At 58.3% G+C, this 18,195-nt stretch carries 21 protein-coding genes and 3 tRNA genes; 21 read left to right on the forward strand and 3 right to left on the reverse strand.

Annotated elements, in window-relative coordinates; genetic code table 11:
- Positions 1 to 14: 14 nt before the first annotated feature.
- Positions 15 to 91, forward strand: a tRNA-Met gene (locus ACR0KM_RS20190).
- Positions 92 to 359: 268 nt separating this feature from the next.
- Here the strand turns inward: ACR0KM_RS20190 and ACR0KM_RS20195 are convergent.
- The 3 genes from ACR0KM_RS20195 to ACR0KM_RS20205 form a co-directional block, all read right to left on the reverse strand.
- Complete coding sequence (locus ACR0KM_RS20195; protein ID WP_480824906.1) at positions 360 to 1,193, reverse strand: hypothetical protein; 834 nt, start codon at positions 1,191 to 1,193, stop codon at positions 360 to 362.
- A gap of 193 nt (positions 1,194 to 1,386) precedes the next feature.
- Complete coding sequence (locus ACR0KM_RS20200) at positions 1,387 to 3,132, reverse strand: FkbM family methyltransferase (protein ID WP_480861540.1); 1,746 nt, start codon at positions 3,130 to 3,132, stop codon at positions 1,387 to 1,389.
- Positions 3,133 to 3,324: 192 nt separating this feature from the next.
- Positions 3,325 to 3,399: transfer RNA gene (locus ACR0KM_RS20205), tRNA-Thr, on the reverse strand.
- Positions 3,400 to 3,481: 82 nt separating this feature from the next.
- Here ACR0KM_RS20205 and ACR0KM_RS20210 point away from each other — a divergent pair.
- The 20 genes from ACR0KM_RS20210 to ACR0KM_RS20305 all read left to right on the forward strand — a co-directional run bounded on the left by ACR0KM_RS20210 (position 3,482) and on the right by ACR0KM_RS20305 (position 18,142).
- Positions 3,482 to 3,637 carry a hypothetical protein gene (locus ACR0KM_RS20210; protein ID WP_480824902.1) on the forward strand — a complete coding sequence of 52 codons (156 nt, stop codon included), beginning with the start codon at positions 3,482 to 3,484 and terminating at the stop codon, positions 3,635 to 3,637.
- A gap of 6 nt (positions 3,638 to 3,643) precedes the next feature.
- Entirely contained in the window at positions 3,644 to 4,912 is a 1,269-nt protein-coding gene (murA, locus tag ACR0KM_RS20215; protein ID WP_480861541.1) for a UDP-N-acetylglucosamine 1-carboxyvinyltransferase, read from the forward strand.
- A complete protein-coding gene (locus ACR0KM_RS20220; protein WP_480861542.1) occupies positions 4,909 to 5,385 on the forward strand; it encodes a DUF2948 family protein in 477 nt (158 codons plus the stop codon). The genes murA and ACR0KM_RS20220 overlap by 4 nt, the downstream gene beginning before the upstream one ends.
- A gap of 68 nt (positions 5,386 to 5,453) precedes the next feature.
- A complete protein-coding gene (locus ACR0KM_RS20225; protein ID WP_480861543.1) occupies positions 5,454 to 5,903 on the forward strand; it encodes a GNAT family N-acetyltransferase in 450 nt (149 codons plus the stop codon).
- A gap of 60 nt (positions 5,904 to 5,963) precedes the next feature.
- A complete protein-coding gene (gene hisD / locus ACR0KM_RS20230; RefSeq protein ID WP_480861544.1) occupies positions 5,964 to 7,265 on the forward strand; it encodes a histidinol dehydrogenase in 1,302 nt (433 codons plus the stop codon).
- A 95-nt stretch (positions 7,266 to 7,360) separates the two neighbouring features.
- Positions 7,361 to 7,840, forward strand: a complete 480-nt coding sequence (locus tag ACR0KM_RS20235; RefSeq protein WP_480824892.1) for a UPF0262 family protein — start codon at positions 7,361 to 7,363, stop codon at positions 7,838 to 7,840.
- 3 nt (positions 7,841 to 7,843) lie between these two features.
- Positions 7,844 to 8,296 (forward strand): arsenate-mycothiol transferase ArsC, encoded by a 453-nt coding sequence (locus ACR0KM_RS20240; protein ID WP_480861545.1) that lies wholly within the window; start codon positions 7,844 to 7,846, stop codon positions 8,294 to 8,296.
- 2 nt (positions 8,297 to 8,298) lie between these two features.
- Positions 8,299 to 8,697, forward strand: a complete 399-nt coding sequence (locus ACR0KM_RS20245; protein WP_480824888.1) for a ketosteroid isomerase-related protein — start codon at positions 8,299 to 8,301, stop codon at positions 8,695 to 8,697.
- The gene (locus ACR0KM_RS20250; protein WP_480861546.1) at positions 8,690 to 9,283 is read left to right on the forward strand and encodes a GNAT family N-acetyltransferase; all 594 of its coding nucleotides are present in this window, start codon (positions 8,690 to 8,692) and stop codon (positions 9,281 to 9,283) included. The genes ACR0KM_RS20245 and ACR0KM_RS20250 overlap by 8 nt, the downstream gene beginning before the upstream one ends.
- A 128-nt stretch (positions 9,284 to 9,411) precedes the next feature.
- Entirely contained in the window at positions 9,412 to 10,089 is a 678-nt protein-coding gene (locus ACR0KM_RS20255; protein ID WP_480824884.1) for an SOS response-associated peptidase, read from the forward strand.
- Between the two features lie 104 nt (positions 10,090 to 10,193).
- Entirely contained in the window at positions 10,194 to 11,069 is an 876-nt protein-coding gene (locus tag ACR0KM_RS20260) for a carbon-nitrogen hydrolase family protein (RefSeq protein ID WP_480824882.1), read from the forward strand.
- A gap of 89 nt (positions 11,070 to 11,158) precedes the next feature.
- The gene (gene infA / locus ACR0KM_RS20265; protein WP_005978431.1) at positions 11,159 to 11,377 is read left to right on the forward strand and encodes a translation initiation factor IF-1; all 219 of its coding nucleotides are present in this window, start codon (positions 11,159 to 11,161) and stop codon (positions 11,375 to 11,377) included.
- A gap of 11 nt (positions 11,378 to 11,388) precedes the next feature.
- Positions 11,389 to 11,967, forward strand: coding sequence for a Maf family protein (locus ACR0KM_RS20270; RefSeq protein ID WP_480861547.1), 579 nt, complete (start codon positions 11,389 to 11,391; stop codon positions 11,965 to 11,967).
- Positions 11,964 to 12,986, forward strand: a complete 1,023-nt coding sequence (locus ACR0KM_RS20275) for a ribonuclease E/G (protein WP_480861549.1) — start codon at positions 11,964 to 11,966, stop codon at positions 12,984 to 12,986. The genes ACR0KM_RS20270 and ACR0KM_RS20275 overlap by 4 nt, the downstream gene beginning before the upstream one ends.
- Positions 12,983 to 13,165 carry a DNA gyrase inhibitor YacG gene (locus ACR0KM_RS20280; protein ID WP_480824876.1) on the forward strand — a complete coding sequence of 61 codons (183 nt, stop codon included), beginning with the start codon at positions 12,983 to 12,985 and terminating at the stop codon, positions 13,163 to 13,165. The genes ACR0KM_RS20275 and ACR0KM_RS20280 overlap by 4 nt, the downstream gene beginning before the upstream one ends.
- Positions 13,166 to 13,244: 79 nt before the next feature.
- Positions 13,245 to 13,319, forward strand: a tRNA-Phe gene (locus ACR0KM_RS20285).
- Positions 13,320 to 13,533: 214 nt separating this feature from the next.
- Positions 13,534 to 14,547, forward strand: a complete 1,014-nt coding sequence (locus ACR0KM_RS20290; RefSeq protein WP_480861551.1) for a GlxA family transcriptional regulator — start codon at positions 13,534 to 13,536, stop codon at positions 14,545 to 14,547.
- Between the two features lie 132 nt (positions 14,548 to 14,679).
- The gene (locus ACR0KM_RS20295) at positions 14,680 to 15,819 is read left to right on the forward strand and encodes an aromatic ring-hydroxylating oxygenase subunit alpha (protein ID WP_480861553.1); all 1,140 of its coding nucleotides are present in this window, start codon (positions 14,680 to 14,682) and stop codon (positions 15,817 to 15,819) included.
- Positions 15,816 to 17,351 carry a choline-sulfatase gene (betC, locus tag ACR0KM_RS20300; RefSeq protein ID WP_480861555.1) on the forward strand — a complete coding sequence of 512 codons (1,536 nt, stop codon included), beginning with the start codon at positions 15,816 to 15,818 and terminating at the stop codon, positions 17,349 to 17,351. The genes ACR0KM_RS20295 and betC overlap by 4 nt, the downstream gene beginning before the upstream one ends.
- Complete coding sequence (locus ACR0KM_RS20305) at positions 17,348 to 18,142, forward strand: SDR family NAD(P)-dependent oxidoreductase (protein WP_480861557.1); 795 nt, start codon at positions 17,348 to 17,350, stop codon at positions 18,140 to 18,142. Before betC ends, ACR0KM_RS20305 begins: the two co-directional genes overlap by 4 nt.
- Positions 18,143 to 18,195: the final 53 nt, after the last annotated feature.

Below are 18,195 nucleotides of genomic sequence, written 5' to 3' on the forward strand. Positions count from 1 at the left end.
CCACAAAAAAGTGTCGCGGGATGGAGCAGCCCGGTAGCTCGTCAGGCTCATAACCTGAAGGTCGCAGGTTCAAATCCTGCTCCCGCAACCAATATCCAAACAGCCCGTTCAATCTACAAAAAGCCCACCAGACTGCGTGCTTAACGTCCTCACCGCGGCAGCCTCATAACCTGAAGGTCGTAGGTTCAAAGACAAACTGCCTAACAATCACGGCCCAGAAAATGCAACTCAAGCCGCCCTAGGGTGGATTTGTTTATTCCAGGTCAGCTTCGGAAATTCTTATCGATGACCCGAAAACTCTAACTCTGGAATTGCAACCTGATAGCAGCAAATTTGCGGGGTGGCTGCAACCGATAACTTTAATTTTGGATGCGCGTGTTAGTGTATCGCTGGTTTAGTTTTTCAATTTTCGACGCTTCGAGAAGAGATTCCTCAGAGTAGCCGAGTTTTGTTCCAAGCTCGATGACAGCATCTACCAAGCGGGGTTCCGGCTTTTGGATTTGCTGCGGCAATTTCCATTGAAGTTTGTCTTCAGGGGTGGCTTGGAGGTTATATTCCGCTTGCCCAACCAGATCGTTCAATAGCAGCGGCAGCTTGGGTTCGCTTCCTCGATACAAGTCTTCAAATCTGTAGAGCCCGACAAAACCCGATCTGTCGTGTTGTTCGGACATGAATTGATTCAATTCAAGCCAATGAAAAAGGTTGCGCTCAAAAGGTGAGAAGTTTTCGCCGATGGCCGCGATTTCGGTAAAATGCACCCTTGGATCATTTGTGTGCACCATCGCAATGCGTTGAAAGCGACCGCCGCGTTTGACCTGTGGCACAAACAGGCCATGCGTCGTAAGCGATGCGGCGACTTTGAAAGGGTTCCTGACCAGGTGGGCAAATCTCAATTGACTTGGGAAACGGTCCGCCAAATAGGGCAGCCATGCGTATGATGGCCAACCTACATCGAGATATGTTTTTCCAGCAGCCACAGCGTTTTCTATGTCGATCAGTTTTCGCTGGATCGGAACGTGTGCGCCCAGAACCCGGTGGAATTTTCTAGGTTGTCTGAAAACTCTTCGGGAAAAGTAATTCGGACCCAAGCCTTCGTGATCAATAACAGCATTGGGATGAGCGCGCTGTGCAATGGCAGCGATGTTTTGCGTGGATGTTCGTCCAGTTGATAGAATAAATCCAACTGTAGTCATTCAACTGGCTCCTGACCTTGACTTCTTTTCTTGACTGTTTTCCGGCCCAAACCATGCCGCAAGCGTTGTCTGAAGGCAGGCGTAACTGAATTCCGGTGAGCGCCGTTCGCCAGCCTCTGCCGTATGTAAGAGATTTTCTGAGCGTACCATATATCAGCCTGACGAATTGAGCGGGTATTGGTTCAGAAACGGCCTAGCGTCTGACACCAACCGGCAGGAGAGAGAAGTAGTGTTCACAATCTGCCGCATTGATTTCTCCCCTGTCCTTAAGCTCCTCCAAGCATAGACATGCAAGGTCAAAAGCCCCCATTACACTATCGGCCAAGACGCAGAGCTTAGACAGTTGCTCGTCTGAATACGTGTGAAGGGATCGTGGGTCTCTCACAAAGAACGCGTCCCCGTCCACGACCTGGGAAAAGGCGCGCCGACGAAACTTTTTTCTAAGAGCACGCTTGCCAAGGACCCTCTTGAGGAAATCAAAACTATGAAAAAACAACTTCTGTTCGCGAAGTTCTTTTTCCAGATCGCCAAATCCGGGTTCATTCTCATACAGAGGAAAGAACCGAACTTCGGTTTGCACAACCAAGGCTTGCGAGAGCTTATCGCGCCCATTTCGAATAACATCGAACTCTCCACCTTGAATGTCGATCTTCAGAAAATCGACAGGTCGTACGAAATCAAGATCGTCCAAGCGCTGGGTTTCAACCGCCTCTGTCCTTGTTACTTTCATATCCTTTCGAAAGCCCAGGTATTCGCCACTTGAATCGTCTGGTGGATACACGGATGAAAAGCCCGAATGTTGCGTCAAATGCAGGTTCGCCTCGCCACCTTTGCCAATCGCGAGACAATGATACTGCTCATTGATACCTTTCGATTTCATAAGCTCTTCGAAGGCGGCTTCATTAGGTTCGAAACCAACAAGGTTCGCCTGACCGGCCTCCAGCAAATGCGCGTAATTTGCGTCCCCCTCTATCGGGTTCGCGCCGACATCGACGATTTCAACCGGATTAAAGGACTTCAGCAGATTGATCAAACAACTCAGTCGTTCGGTTTTTTCATGCTGGTTTATCACCTTTTTACTTGGAGCCCCCTGGGACCGCTCGCGCGCTCTGACCAATGCTCGACCAACGTGATCTGGAGCTTCGCGCATGACGCGTCTGAGCCTATGTGGCGAGTATCTCTTTTCCCCGCTCGAGAACCGGCGAATTACTGTGGCCACAGTCGTCACCGGGTGATAAACGCGTTCACTGTCCTGAAGGTCCCGCACCGCCTCATACAAGTGCGGAGGATTGGTTGCAAAGCACCCCTTTTCGAAAACCCGTTCAAAATCATATAGGTTCGTGCACGTCACGCCCTTTGAATGTGCGACGCTTGCCAATATCGCTTCATCATTCACCCGTAACGGTGTGTGGTGGTTTTGAACCCGGTGTCTCAGCTTAAACAGATCTTCGATCAAGTCTTTCTGGACCCGAGTAAAGGAAAAAATACACCCGAAGTTCGGACTTTCACCCAGCAAAGCCAGGTCTTTTGAGAACCGAGGCGGCTTTTCGAACCGCCGAAGATCAGCGGCCAATGCTGCACTTTCATTTCCTTGTAGCACGGCCTTGACCGCCTGAATTTCTTTGGCGCCAAGGTAAACGTCCGCCTCAATCAAACAAAAGAAATCAAAGCCATCAATTTTTTCTGCCGCCGCATAGTAGCAATAGTCGCCACAGAGCCACCCCCAATCTCTTGGGTGCCGGTCGAACTTCCAATTGCTGGTCACTTTAGGGGAAAGTGAAATCTTGGGTGTATCCGGGATATCGACATGGCCAGCGCCTTCGTCGCAAACGACGAAGACGTTGTTGGACATATGCCTCTTGAGATTGCGCACCAATTCCTCAACTTGCCAGTTGTATTTGTGGGTGCGAACAAGGAAAGCTGTACGGTCGGTGGTCATGGAAAATCTATGCAGTCAAACAGACTGCGTCGCAACTTGATATTGTCGATAGTCGGATAGGCGTGTTCTGCCGACAAAACACGGTCCAAATCGGTCAATTTTAAGGTAGGTCGCCCAGCAACAATTCTTTGGGAATTTAAACGGGCGAAAGCCAAGGAAGCATCGCCAACGGTCAAATTTAGCAGGAAATCATGGTGCTGCTGGAGAGAATTGAACTCTCGACCTCTCCCTTACCAAGGGAGTGCTCTACCTCTGAGCTACAGCAGCGCCGTGGCGGGTGATTAGACTCAAACGAAACGCGGCGCAAGGGTGTCTGGACGGTTTTTTTCCACTCCTGTAGAGAAAGGCAATGGCAGATAAAAATTCACCTAAAAAGAACGGCAAATCCGGGGATGCGCGCGAAGAGAGGCTGAAGGCGGCGCTCAAGGCGAATATGGCGCGGCGCAAGGCGCAGGCCAAGGCACGCGCGGCATCTGGAGGCAAGGCCGGTAAGGACGAGGGATAAGAGCAAATGGATTCAATTCTGGTGACGGGCAACGGCCCATTGAACGGGCAAATCCCCATAGCAGGGGCAAAGAATGCATGCCTGACACTGATGCCAGCGACATTGCTCAGTGAAGAGCCGCTGACCCTGACCAATGCGCCCCGGCTGAGCGATATCAAGACCATGACTGAGTTGCTGCAATCGCTTGGGGCCGAGGTCTCGGCCCTGCAGGACGGGCAGGTGATCGCCATGTCCAGCCATGACCTGACCAGCCATGTCGCCGACTACGATATCGTGCGCAAGATGCGCGCCTCGAACCTTGTGCTGGGCCCGTTGCTGGCGCGGTTCGGGCAGGCGGTCGTCTCGCTGCCCGGTGGCTGCGCCATTGGCGCGCGGCCCATGGACCTGCATGTCGAAGGGCTGGAAGCGCTCGGGGCCGAGATCGAGCTGAAAGACGGCTACCTGCACGCCAACGCCCCCGACGGGCTGAAAGGTGCGGTGCATGAGATGCGTTTTGCATCCGTGGGCGCGACTGAGAACATCGTCATGGCCGCCACGCTGGCCAAGGGCACCACGGTGTTGAAAAACGCCGCGCGCGAGCCCGAGATTGTCGATCTGGTCGAATGCCTACGCAAGATGGGTGCGCAGATCTCGGGCGAAGGAACCTCGACCATCGAAATTCAGGGCGTTGACCGCCTGCATGGCGCAACTCATCAGGTCGTGACCGACCGGATCGAGCTGGGCACCTATATGCTGGCCCCGGCCATCTGCGGTGGCGAGGTCGAACTGCTGGGCGGCCGGATGCGGCTGGTCGAAAGCTTTGCCGCCAAGCTGGATGCGGCGGGGATCAATGTCGCCGAGACCGAGAAGGGCTTGAAAGTCGCTCGTAAGAATGGGCGGGTTCGGGCCGTGGATGTTGTCACCGAGCCGTTCCCCGGTTTCCCGACCGACCTGCAGGCGCAGATGATGGCGCTGATGTGCACTGCCGAAGGTGTGTCCGTTCTTGAAGAGCGTATTTTCGAGAATCGCTTTATGCATGCGCCAGAGCTTGTGCGCATGGGTGCGAATATTGAGGTGCATGGAGGTACGGCGACCGTCACCGGGGTTGAGCGCCTCAAAGGCGCGCCGGTGATGGCAACGGACCTGCGGGCCTCGGTCTCGTTGATCCTGGCGGGACTGGCGGCGGAAGGTGAAACAACGGTCAGCCGGGTCTATCATCTGGATCGCGGATATGAGCATGTGGTGCGCAAGCTGGAAGGCGTGGGCGCAAAGATTGAACGGATTAAGGGCCAATGACAGACGCGAGTTTCAAAGATGGCCGCGAGGCACCGCTGAACCTTGGGGCCGAGGATACCGATGACCTGCAGGTTATCGCGACGCTGACGCAGGACGCGATCTTCCCGGTGACCGAGATGACATGGCAACCGGCCCAGCGCCGCTTTGCCCTGCTGCTGAACCGGTTCCGGTGGGAGGACCGCGACGCCGCCACCAAACGTGGTCGCGCGTTCGAGCGGGTGCAGGCGGTGCTGATGTTCGGCTCGGTCCTGTCGGTGGCCAGCCAGGGCATCGACCGCAGCGACAAGGACATGATCCTGTCGCTGTTGTCGGTCGATTTCGAACCGGCCGAGGATGGCGCGGGCCAGATCCTGCTGACACTGGCCGGCGACGGCGCGATCCGTCTGACGGTCGAGGCGGTGGATGCCACGCTCAAGGACGTCACCCGCCCCTATATCGCCCCCTCGGGCCACGCCCCCCATCACCCCGAGTGACCAACAAACGCGGCATTGCGCAGGCCTTTCCCAACCCCCCGCAGGGTACTGAAATACGGCGGGCGACCGTGTTTGATGTTTTTGGCATCAGCCGCGTCCTGACCCGTTCGATCCGCGATCTGTGTCAGGCCGATCATCTGGATGATCCCGAAAAGCTTGACCAGTGGACCGCCAACAAGGACCCTGCCAGCATCCGCAGCTGGATCGACGGCGGAGCGGAGCTGTGGGTGGTAACCCGGGCTAACGAGGTCGCAGCGGTCGGCGGATTGCGCACTGGCGGAGAGGTCACACTACTTTATGTCGATCCCGATCACACCGGGCGCGGGCTTGGCGCTGCGCTGCTGGCCCGTATAGAAGATGCCTTGCGCGCACAGGGCTGCAGGCAGGCGCATCTGCACGCCACAAAAACCGCGCATGACTTCTATCTTGCGCAGGGGTGGCATGATCACGGCGACCCCGCAGACTGGCATGGCATCCCCCAATTCCCGATGCGCAAATCGCTGCACCCCTCGGGCTGAGGGTTGAGGACACCCCGCGCGGGCGATAAGACCCGGTGAAACGCCTTTCGGAGTACCGCCATGCCCGTTTTCCTCGACACCACCGCGCCCGATTTCGAGACCGCGTTTCAGGCGCTGTTGACCGCCAAGCGTGAGGACAGCCCCGATGTTGATGCGGTTGTGGCGCAGATCATCGACGACGTGCGGGCGCGCGGCGACATGGCTGTGATCGAACTGACCTCTAAATTCGACCGGCTGGAGCTGACGCCCGAAACCATGGCCTTCAGCGTCGATGAGATCGCTGAGGCCGTCGCGCAGGTCACGCCCGAGGATCGTGCCGCGCTTGAACTGGCCGCCGACCGCATCCGCGCCTATCACGCGCGCCAGATGCCCGAAGATCAGGAATGGACCGATGCGGCGGGCGCAACGCTCGGCTGGCGTTGGTCGGCGGTTTCGGCGGCGGGCTTGTATGTGCCGGGCGGGCTGGCCTCCTACCCGTCCTCTGTGCTGATGAACGCGATCCCGGCCAAGGTGGCGGGGGTTGAGCGGCTGGCCATCGTCGTGCCGACGCCGGACGGGCAAGTGAACCCTCTGGTCCTGCTGGCCGCGCAACTGGCGGGCGTGGATGAGGTCTATCGCATCGGCGGCGCGCAGGCGATTGCCGCGCTGGCTTATGGCACCGACACGATCGCGCCGGTCGACAAGATCACCGGGCCCGGCAATGCCTTTGTCGCCGCCGCCAAACGCCGCGTGTTCGGCAAGGTGGGCATCGACATGATCGCGGGCCCGTCCGAGATTCTGGTGATTGCCGACAAGGACAACGACCCCGACTGGATCGCTTTGGACCTGCTCAGCCAGGCCGAACATGACGAAAGCGCGCAATCCATTCTGATCACCGACGATGCCGGTTTTGGTCAGGCCGTCGCGCAGGCGGTTGAAAAGCGCCTCGAAACCCTGCAACGCCGCGCCATCGCGGGGGCAAGCTGGCGCGATTTCGGCGCGGTGATCACCGTGCGCGATCTGGATGAGGCCGCAGCGCTGTCCAACCGTATCGCCCCCGAACACCTTGAGCTGTGCGTAGCCGACCCGGTGGCGCTCAGCAAGAAAACCATCCACGCCGGTGCCATATTCCTTGGCCAATACACGCCCGAAGCCATCGGCGATTATGTCGGCGGGCCCAACCACGTGCTGCCCACGGCCCGCTCGGCACGGTTTTCCTCAGGCCTCAGCGTGATGGATTTCCTCAAACGCACCACGCTCAGCCAGATGACGCCAGAGGCGCTGCGCGCGGTCGGTCCTGCGGCTGAAACGCTGGCCCGATCCGAAAGCCTTGAGGCGCATGGCCTCTCTGTGACCGCGCGCCTGAACCGCTTGAATGGCTGAGTGCGCAATGACCCTGCGCCCGCGCGCTTCTGTGCGTTGCCCATTGAAATCCATTGCTATAGGTCTGTGCTGACGTAAGGATTGTGACCGTAAAGATGACCCGTATCTCGCATATCGAACTGGACGACCGAAACCTGCCCCCGCCGACCCCCGAGATCGAGCAGGAGCGCAAGGTTGCCATCTATGATCTGCTCGAACAGAATTCATTCACTCTGCCTGCCCGCGACGATCGTACGACCCCGGAGGGGCCGTATCATGTACAGCTGTCGATCCGCGACAAACGGCTGGTTTTTGACATCGAAACCGAAGCCAGCGAGAAGGCTGCCGAGTTTCACCTGTCGCTAGGTCCGTTCCGGCAGGTGGTCAAGGACTACTTCCAGATCTGTGAGAGCTATTTCAACGCGGTGAAGAACCTGCCCCCCAGCCAGATCGAAACAATCGACATGGCCCGGCGCGGCATCCACAACGAAGGCAGTCGCGTTTTGCAGGAACGGCTGGAAGGCAAGGCCGAGGTTGATACAGACACTGCCCGTCGCCTGTTCACGCTGATCTGCGTGCTGCATTTCGGAGGCTAACGGGTGACGCCTCTGCCGCAGTCGATCCTGTTCTGCTGTGACCATAACTCGGTCCGTTCGCCGATGGCCGAAGGCATCATGAAGAAATTCTACGGCACCGGCACCTATGTTCAGTCTGCCGGGGTGTACAGCGATCTGGAGATCGACGGCTTTTGCATTGCCGTTTGTCATGAGATTGACGTTGAACTATCGCGCCATCGCAGCCGCTCGTTCGATGAAATGGAAGAATGGGGCGACGACCTCAGTTCGTTTGACCTTATCGTTGCGCTTTCGCCTGCAAGCCAGCGCCGGGCGCTGGAACTGACCCGGATTTTTCACCTCGATGTCGATTATTGGCCAATTATGGACCCTACCGGATTAGGCGAGAGCCGCGAAGACAAGCTACGTCACTACCGACAGACCCGCGACCAGATCATCTCGCATCTGAAAGACCGCTGGGGCGAACCGACGGAGTGACCATGAACCCGACTGTAAGAACCTATTTCGATGCTTTTAATGCCGGTGATGTGGACGGCATGCTGAACTGCCTGTCCGATGACGTGGCCCATCACGTCAACGAAGGCCAGATCCGCGTCGGTAAAGAGAAATTTGCCGCGTTCTGTGCCCATATGAACCGCTGCTATCGCGAAAACCTGACCGACATCGTGATCTTCGAGGCCGAAAGCGGCACCCGCGCAGCGGCAGAATTCATCGTCAACGGCACTTATCTGGAAACCGACGAAGGCCTGCCCGAGGCACATGGCCAGACCTACCGTCTGCCCGCCGGATCTTTCTTTGACCTGAAGGATGACAAGATCACCCGCGTGACCACCTTTTACAACCTTGCCGACTGGACCAAACAGGTCTCGAATGGGTGAGATTTCAGATGTCCGTCCGCTGACAGGCGCTGCGCTCGAAGCGGCGCTGGATGATGTGGCCCGTCTCAGGATCGAAGTATTCAGGGTCTGGCCGTATCTCTATGATGGTGATCTGGCTTACGAACGGGACTATCTGCAATCCTATCGCGACAGCGATAGGGCCATTGTGGTTGGGGCCTTTGACGGCGATACGCTGGTCGGCGCCTCGACCGGCGCACCCCTGACCGATCATGCGGATGATTTCGCGGCAGCGTTCGAGGGGTCGGGGCTGGATCTTGGCCAGATCTTCTACTGCGCCGAATCCGTCCTGCTGCCCGCGTATCGTGGCCATGGCGTTGGCCACAGGTTCTTTGACCTGCGCGAGGCGCATGCGCGCGCGCTCGGGTTCTCAAAATGTGCCTTCTGCAGCGTACAGCGCCCCACCGACCACCCGAACCGCTCGACGCAGTACCGCCCACTGGATGCGTTCTGGCGGGCGCGTGGTTATGCCCCTCTGGAGGGTGTCGTGGCGCAGTTTTCCTGGAAAGATGTCGGGGAAGACGTTGAAAGCCCGAAGCCGCTGCAATTCTGGATCAGGGATCTGTAGCGCAACACCCGCATCTTCGGGCCGCGTAAATTCTGAAAGCTTCCGCCCCGGTTTGTCTAAGGAAATCGTGTCCCGCTGGCGATGATGTGCTAAGCCTGCAGCTATCGTGAACCACAAAGGCTATGTCCATGTGTGGCAAGTTTGCAGCCGGTCACCTGACACAACGCCAGATGCTGGCGATCATGGAGCATTTTCTTTTTGGCAAGGTTTCACCGCATCTTCCTGATCCGTTACCTGCTGGCGGCTATAACATCTCGCCCACCAATCGGGTGGGCATGGTTCGCTGGGATGGGGACAATGCAAAGCTAACGACTGCTCGCTGGCAGATCAAAGACCCGCGTAGCAAAAAACCGATGATCAATTCCAAGATAGAAAACACGGGGTTCTGGCAGGATTACTGGGATCGGGGCCGCTGTCTCATCCCGGCGATCGGGTACTATGAATGGCCCAAGGATCAGGGTCATGACTGCCCGGTCTACATTTCAGTTAAACGAAACGCGCCGGTGATGTTTTTCGCTGGATTTTACCGAACGGATGGCGGCAGTCACAGTTGCACGATCCTGACCCGCGAACCCAGTCCCCAGATTGCACATATCCACAATCGGATGCCGGTGATCCTGACTCCGGACGAGATCGAAAACTGGCTGTCGGGCGTCACCACAGCGCAAGATGCGCAACAGACTCTGGGCACGAAGTACGAAGGCCGGTTTGAATATCACACGGTGAAGCCGATCAAATCAGGGGCCGACGGTGAAGAGTTGATCGAAGCCTACACGCCGCCTGTTCAAACTGGTTTCGATTTCTGATCCGGCCTATGCCGTCCCGCTCACGAATGTGACGCGATCAGGCTATACATCTTACCGCCGCACGCCTAAACCTCGCGCGAAACCGAAGTCAGAGGACTCCGCCCATGAAAGTCGCAACTGCTGCATATGACCTCGATTGGCTCGATAGCTGGGCGCAGTATGAGGACAAACTGGACCGTTGGGTTTCTCAGGCCGTTCGTGCCGGAGCCGACTTGCTGGTCTTTCCCGAATACGGTGCGATGGAGCTTTCGACGCTGGACGGTCCTGAAACCGCCGCGGATCTTGAGCGCTCGATCCGTGCGGTGTCTGACCGCATGGAGGAGGTACAAGCCCTGCATCAGCGTCTCGCGACCGGGTACAAAACCTATATCCTGGGGGCGTCCGCCCCTGTGATCGACGGACCGGGCCGTCCCGTGAACCGGGCTGCGTTCTACGCGCCGCATGGCGGCGTTGATCATCAGGATAAACAGATCATGACCCGCTTTGAGCGTGAGGCTTGGGATATTGCGCCGGGGGGGCCGCTGAAACTGTTCGACACGGCCTTGGGCAGGATCGGCGTGCTGATCTGCTATGACAGCGAATTCCCTTTGTTGGGTCGCGCCTTGCAGGAGGCCGATCTGATCCTTGTCCCGTCCTGCACCGAGGCGCTGTCGGGGTACTGGCGTGTGCGCATCGGTGCCATGGCCCGAGCGTTGGAAAATCAATGTGTGACCGTTATGGCGTCGTTGGTTGGCAACAATGACTGGTCCGAGGCGGTGGACACGAATACGGGCGCGGGTGGTGTGTTTGGACCGCCTGACAAAGGCTTCCCGCAAACCGGGGTTTTGGCCGAAGGGGTCCTGAACCAGCCCGGCTGGACCTATGCCGACGTTGATCTGGATGCAATCGCTGCCGTTCGCGCCGACGGCCATGTTCTCAACCGCAGTCATTGGGCCGAGCAAGAGCCGCGAGTCCGTTCAGTCACAATATCACCCCTTTAGGTGATTCCGCCCTTGAAATAAGGGACAAATAGGCTCATTTAACGGCATCCTCGCAGATTCTGCGAGTGCAACGTAGTGATGGAGACAACATGGCCAAGGAAGATACGCTCGAATTTCCCGGTGTCGTGAAGGAACTCCTGCCTAATGCGACGTTTCGGGTCGAGCTGGAAAACGGCCATGAGATCATCGCACATACGGCAGGCAAGATGCGCAAGAACCGCATCCGTGTTCTGGCTGGCGACAAGGTGCAGGTCGAAATGACCCCCTATGATCTGACCAAGGGTCGGATCAACTACCGTTTCAAGTAACGCCCCACCCCATGGCGTTTATCCTCGGATCGGGCAGCCCAAGGCGGCTGGACCTGCTGGCGCAGCTTGGCATTAAACCCGATGCGATCCGCGCCCCGGATATTGACGAAACACCCCTTAAAGGTGAATTGCCCGTCCCGTATTGCCGACGGATCACGCGGGCAAAGGTTCAGGCGGTGACGGCGGACGACGATGATATCACGCTCTGCGCCGATACCACCGTCGCGCTGGGACGTCGAATTCTGGGCAAGCCCGCAGATGCTGCCGAGGCTGCCACATTCCTCTATGCCTTGTCGGGCCGCCGCCATCGCGTGATCACCTCGGTCGCGCTCAGACGCGGTGAGAGGATCCTGCAGCGCGATGTCGTTTCGCAGGTCAAGGTCAAGCGCCTGTCGGATGTCGAGATCAACGCCTATCTTGCCACCGGCGACTGGCAGGGCAAGGCGGGTGCCTACGCCATTCAGGGCCCTGCCGGGGCCTTCATCCCGTGGATTTCCGGTTCATTCACCGGTATCGTCGGCCTGCCCTTGTCCGAAACAGCCGCATTGCTACAGGCCATTGGTTATCCCTTGTACCGCGAGGCATCATGAAGGGTCGCACTATCATTCTGGACCATATCAACGACCGCGAAGCTGCGGCGTTGATGGTTGATGGCATCCTCGAGGATTTCCTGATTTCGGCAGATGCGCCCGTACCCGGTACAATATATCGGGCCCGTGCCGATCGCCCGGTCAAAGGCCAGGGCGGTATGTTTCTGTCGACCCCGGATGGCCCTGCCTTTCTGAGGCAGGTCAAAGGTTTGGCCCCGGGCGCGACGCTTCTGGTCCAGGTGACAGGCTACGCTGAACCCGGCAAGGCCATCCCTGTCACCAACCGCATTCTGTTCAAAAGCCGCTATGCGATCATCACGCCAGACGCGCCCGGCCTCAATATTTCGCGCCGAATCCGCGACGAAGAGGCGCGCGACCGCCTGCTCGAAGTTGCACATGAGCAGATGGGTGACAGCGCGCCCGGCCTGATCCTGCGGTCGTGTTGCCGGGAAGCGGATGTAGAAGATATTGCCGAAGATATCTCGGCAATGCTGGCACTGGCCGATCAGGTTCTGAACGATCCGGGAACCGAGCCTGAAACGCTCAGCCAGGGCGATGGGCCGCATATCCTGGCTTGGCGCGACTGGACTGATCCGGCCGAAGTCATCACTTCCCCCGGCGGCTTCGAAGATCACGGCGTTCTGGATGCGCTTGATACAGCCCTTGGCGTATCAGAGCCTCTGGCTGGCGGGGGGCATATATTTATTCAACCCACGCGCGCTTTGGTTGCCGTGGACGTGAACACTGGTGCGGACACTTCTCTGGCGGCCGGAACCAGGGCCAACTTCGCCTGCGCCAAAACCCTGCCGCGGGCTCTGCGCGTGCGGGGGCTGGGTGGTCAGATCACCTTGGATCTTGCCCCGATGCCCAAGAAAGACCGCCGCGGTTTCGAGGCCGCCCTGCGCGCCGCTTTCAAATCCGATCCGGACGAGACCATTCTGGCGGGTTGGACCCCGCTGGGTCATTTCGAATTGCAGCGAAAGCGAGCGCGATTGCCGCTGGCGGAGGTGATGAAATGAGCTGCCCGATCTGCGGCGAAGACACGATCCATGCGTTCCGTCCCTTCTGTTCGAAACGCTGCGCGGATATTGATCTAGCCAAATGGCTGAACGGCTCGTACGCGGTCCCATCTCAGCGTGAAGAGGACGCGGAAGCGGAGGTTTCTCAAGAGGAAACAGGGCCTGCGCTGCGACATTGAAAAAATGTCAAAAAGCCTCTGGACACTGCCTGTGGCAAGTCATAGAACGCCTCCACCCAACGGCGCGTGCCGTTCCCATGCCCGGGTAGCTCAGGGGTAGAGCAGTGGATTGAAAATCCTCGTGTCGGTGGTTCGATTCCGCCCCCGGGCACCATTTTTCAACAATACCCACCCTGTCTCAGCATCGGCCTTAGCGGTGAAAATGCGCCTTTCAGGTCGAAAGAGGAAGCCGGCTATCATGTGGTCGGGCGGTAAAATCGTCTAAATCCATCTTGCGCGCGCGAAGGTTTGCGTGCTCGATAACCGCGCTGCGGAAAAAGGTGTGGGCGTTCTGCATGGGCGAGGCGCGCGCGAGACAAGGTGACAGGATGTCAAAGGCCGAGTTATCAGGGACGCGCCTGCTGCTGCTGGTGACGCCGAGTTTCAATATCTCTGCCACAATGGGCTTTGTGGATCCCTTCCGGGCGGCGAATTACCTCGACGGCAGAACCTATTTTACATGGGAATTCGTTACCGAGACCGGTGGCTATTGCATTTCAAGCAACGGGGCTGGGACGGACACGATTGCGCTGAACAACTTTGATGCGCTGCCTGGCGATGTCCTGATTGTGTCGTCCAGCTGGACCCCTGAACGGCATCTGACCTCAAGAATTGCGACGGCCTTGCAGCAATGGGCGCGTCAGGGTGCGATCCTGGGCGCGCTGGATACTGGGGCGTTCATCTTGGCGCAGGCCGGGTTGTTGAATGGGCGGCGCGCGACTGTGCATTACGAACATATCGATGCATTTCAGGAACTCTACCCCAGTGTGGAAGTGACCGAGAACCTCTATGTGATTGATGGCAACCGGGCCACGTGCTGCGGTGGGGGCGCTTCGGTCGATTTTGCCCTGCAGTTGCTGAAAGGCATGCGCGGCAATGCACTGGCGAATGCCGCTGCGCGCTACATCTTTCACGACCGGTTTCGGGGGCCATCCGCGTTGCAGCAGCCCGAAGGGCTTGAGCCCTTGGGCGCTGCTGTCCCTGCAAAGCTAAAAGCGGCGATCCAGATTATGGAAGCGTATCTGGAAGATCCTCTGCCGATACCGGAGATTTGCAGGCAGGCGAATATCTCGCATCGGCAGCTTGACCGGTTGTTTGCTGCTCATATCCGAAAAACCCCGGCGCTGTATTACCGCGACATCCGACTGGACCGGGCGCGCGGATTGGTGACCCAGACAGACCTCCCGATTGCCGAGGTCGCGCTTGCATCGGGCTTTACCAGTCAGGTGCATTTCAGCCGGGCCTACAAAGAGCGGTTCGGCTTGCCACCCCGGCAGGACCGTGTCGCGGGTCGCGTGCCATTCGAATACAGAGCGTGGCCCATGCACCGTAAGCCGAGTTGAGCAGCGCCCGCGAATGGCGATAAAAATCATGAATATGGCGAAAAAAGTTTAGAAGCGGTATTGGATTCAGACAATCATATGCGACGAAAACCAAGCCAAGGGCTCTGAGCGGCCCCAATTGTGGAGACGTACATGAGCGAGCTGCCGTCCAGAGAACAGTTCCAACATATTTCCGATGGGTATAGCTCTGATCCATCTAACACTCAGTCGTTGAAGGCCGAAGCATATGTCGATCCGGTCTGGTATCAGGCAGACCTGAGAGAGATCCTTGCCAAAACCTGGCAATGGGTCTGCCATGTCGAAAAGCTGCGCGCGCCGGGATCGTATGTAGCGGTCGAGATTGCAGGCCACCCCATCGCGGTGGTCCGCGATCGCGAGGGCGTTCTGCGCGCGTTTTACAACGTCTGCAAACACCGCGCCCATCACCTGCTGACCGGCGAGGGTGAAACGACCCGTATCATGTGCCCCTATCACGCCTGGGTGTATAAGCTGGATGGCCAGTTGGTTCGCGCACCCGAGACGGAGAACCTCAGCAATTTCAGCACTCAGGATATCTGTCTGGATCAGGTTCAGGTCGAGGAATTCGCGGGCTTCATCTACGTCAATCTGGATCCCGACGCGCGTCCGCTGCGTGAGGTCTCGGGTGATCTTGAGACCGAGATTCGCCATTGGGCCCCAGATATCGAAAGCCTCACTTTCGGTCACCGTCTGACCTATGATATCAAGTCGAACTGGAAGAATGTGGTCGACAATTTCCTTGAATGTTACCACTGTCCTACGGCGCATAAGGACTTCTGCGATCTGGTCGATATGGACACCTACAAGGTGACCACCTACGGGGTTTATTCCAGCCACATGGCTGAGGCTGGCAAGGGCTCGAATACAGCCTACGACGTGTCCAATGCGACTGTGCGCACCCATGCGGTTTGGTGGTTGTGGCCCACGACCTGCCTGATGCGCTATCCGGGGCGGTCTTCGATGATTGTGCTGAACATCATCCCCATTGGCCCGGACCGGACGCTGGAGACATATGATTTCTTCCTGGAAACACCAGAACCGGATGCGGCAGAGCTGGAAGCGATCCGTTATTTGGATGAGGTCTTGCAGAAGGAAGACATCGACATCGTCGAAAGCGTGCAGCGCGGGATGAGCACGCCGGCCTTCACCCAAGGGCGGATCGTTCACGACCCCAGCGGTTCGGGCAAATCGGAACATGCGGTGCATCACTTCCATGGGCTTGTTCTGGACGCCTACGCAAAGGCGGCTCCGTGAGGCGGCCCAATATCGTTGTGGTCATGGCCGACCAGCTGGCACCGCAGTTTTGTGGCACCTATGGGCATCCGACCGTGAAGACACCACATATCGATGCTTTGGCCACAAGGGGCATGCGCTTCGATGCGGCCTATTGCAACTCACCGCTCTGCGCGCCGTCGCGCTTTGCGTTCATGTCCGGGCAGTTGATCAGCCGGATCGCCGCCTATGACAATGCCAGCGAATTCCGCGCCTCGGTTCCGACATTCGCACATTACCTGACGGCGCTGGGCTATCGCACCTGCCTTTCGGGCAAGATGCATTTTGTGGGCCCCGATCAGAAGCACGGGTTTCAGGACCGGGTGACCACCGACATCTACCCCGCCGATTTCGCCTGGACCCCGGATTGGGAGGCCCCGGACGAGCGCATCGACAAGTGGTATCACAACATGCAAACGGTCAAGGAAAGTGGCGAGGCAATCGCCACCTTCCAGACCGATTACGACGACGAGGTCGAGTTCGCCGCCCGCCGCTGGCTGATCGACCGGGGGCGGGATCGGGCGGCGGGGGACGAGGCCCCGTTCTGCCTGGTGGCCAGTTTTATCCACCCACATGACCCTTATGTGGCCAAGCCGGAATGGTGGAACCTCTACTCCGATGCCGATGTTCCAATGCCGGACTTCACGCTGACGCCTGATCAGCAAGACCCGTTCTCGCGCCGCGTCATGGACGGGATCGAGGCCAGCACGGTGCCGCTCAGCGAGACAGAGGTGCTGCGCGCACGTCGGGCCTATCTGGCGAATGTCAGTTATTTCGACAGCAAACTGGGCGCCATGGTGAAGACGTTGAAAGATATCGGAGAGCTGGACAACACGATCCTCATCGTCACCGCTGATCATGGCGATATGCTGGGTGAGCGGGGATTGTGGTACAAGATGAACTTCTTCGAACACTCCGCCCGCGTACCCCTTGTAATGGCCGGACCCGGTGTTGCGCAGGGCTCTGCTGCCAACGCATGTTCTCTGATTGATCTACTGCCGACTTTCGTTGATATCGCCGGGGGATCGACTGACATGCTGGGTGAACCCGTCGATGGGCGCTCGCTGATGCCTCTGGCGCGGGGCGAGGACGATCCGGTGGATGAGGCAATCGGCGAATACTGTGCCGAGATGACGCCTTATCCGGTCTTCATGATCCGACGCGGGTCGCTGAAATACATCCATTGCGACCCGGACCCGCCGCAGTTGTATGATTTGTTGCACGACCCGTTGGAGAAGGTGAACCTTGCGGATGATCCGGCCTATGCGGATGCGTCAGCGGCCTTTGCTGACGAAGTCGCGCGCCGTTGGGACAGCGAGAAGCTGCGCGCGGATGTAATCGCCACACAGAAATCCCGCCACGCACTGCATGCGGCGATGGAGGCCGGGGCGGGCGAGGCTTGGGATTACAATCCGCCGCGCGATGCCTCGCAGGAATATGTTCGCAATCACATGGATTGGACCGTGGCGGCAACCCACTATCGCTATCCACCGCTGAAGGAGAGCAAATCATGATACTCGACGGCAAAACCGCGCTGGTCACCGGCGGGCGCGGTGGGATCGGGCGCGCTATCGTTGCCCGGTTTCTGCGCGAAGGCGCGCGAGTCTATGCCGCTGATCTGACGCCACAGGGTTCGCTGGACGCCCATGACGATGACGGCAGCACTTTCGTGCGTCTGGACGTGACGCAAGAGGCCGATGCCATCGCCGCGATGGAACAGATCGGCCAAGAGGCGGGCCAGTTGGATATTCTGGTCAACGCGGCGGGGATCGAGATCGAAAAGACCATCGAGGACACCTCTCTGGAAGAATGGAACCTGTCGTTTGCGGTCAATGTGACGGGGACGTTTTTGACCTCGAAACACGCCTTGCCACTGATGCGCAAGGCGGCCGCATCGGGGTCCACGGCGTCGATCATAAATTTCGGCAGCTATGACGGGTTTATCGCCGATCCCGGCCTTGCGGCCTATTGCGCCACCAAGGGCGCGGTGCATGCGCTGACCAAAGCGATGGCCTGTGATCACGGCCCCGAGGGCATCAGGGTCAACGCGATCTGCCCTGGTTACGTGGACACGCCGATGTTGCAGAGCTTTTTCACCGGCGAAGGCTCGGGCGCAGGCGGCAAGTCCATTGATCAGTTGCAGCAGGCCGTACGCGATGTGCATCCGATGCGCAGCTACGGCACGCCCGAGGATATTGCCAATCTGGTCAACTGGCTGGGCTCGGACGAGGCGCGCTATGCCAGTGGCCAGCTTTGGGTTCTCGATGGCGGCCTGTCTGCGCAAGTGCAGCAGATGCGGCTATGAACCGGTGACGGAGGCAAAGGCGTTGGGCTCTTATCTGCCCACATATCATTTGA

Source organism: Ruegeria sp. G10, from assembly GCF_056533645.1.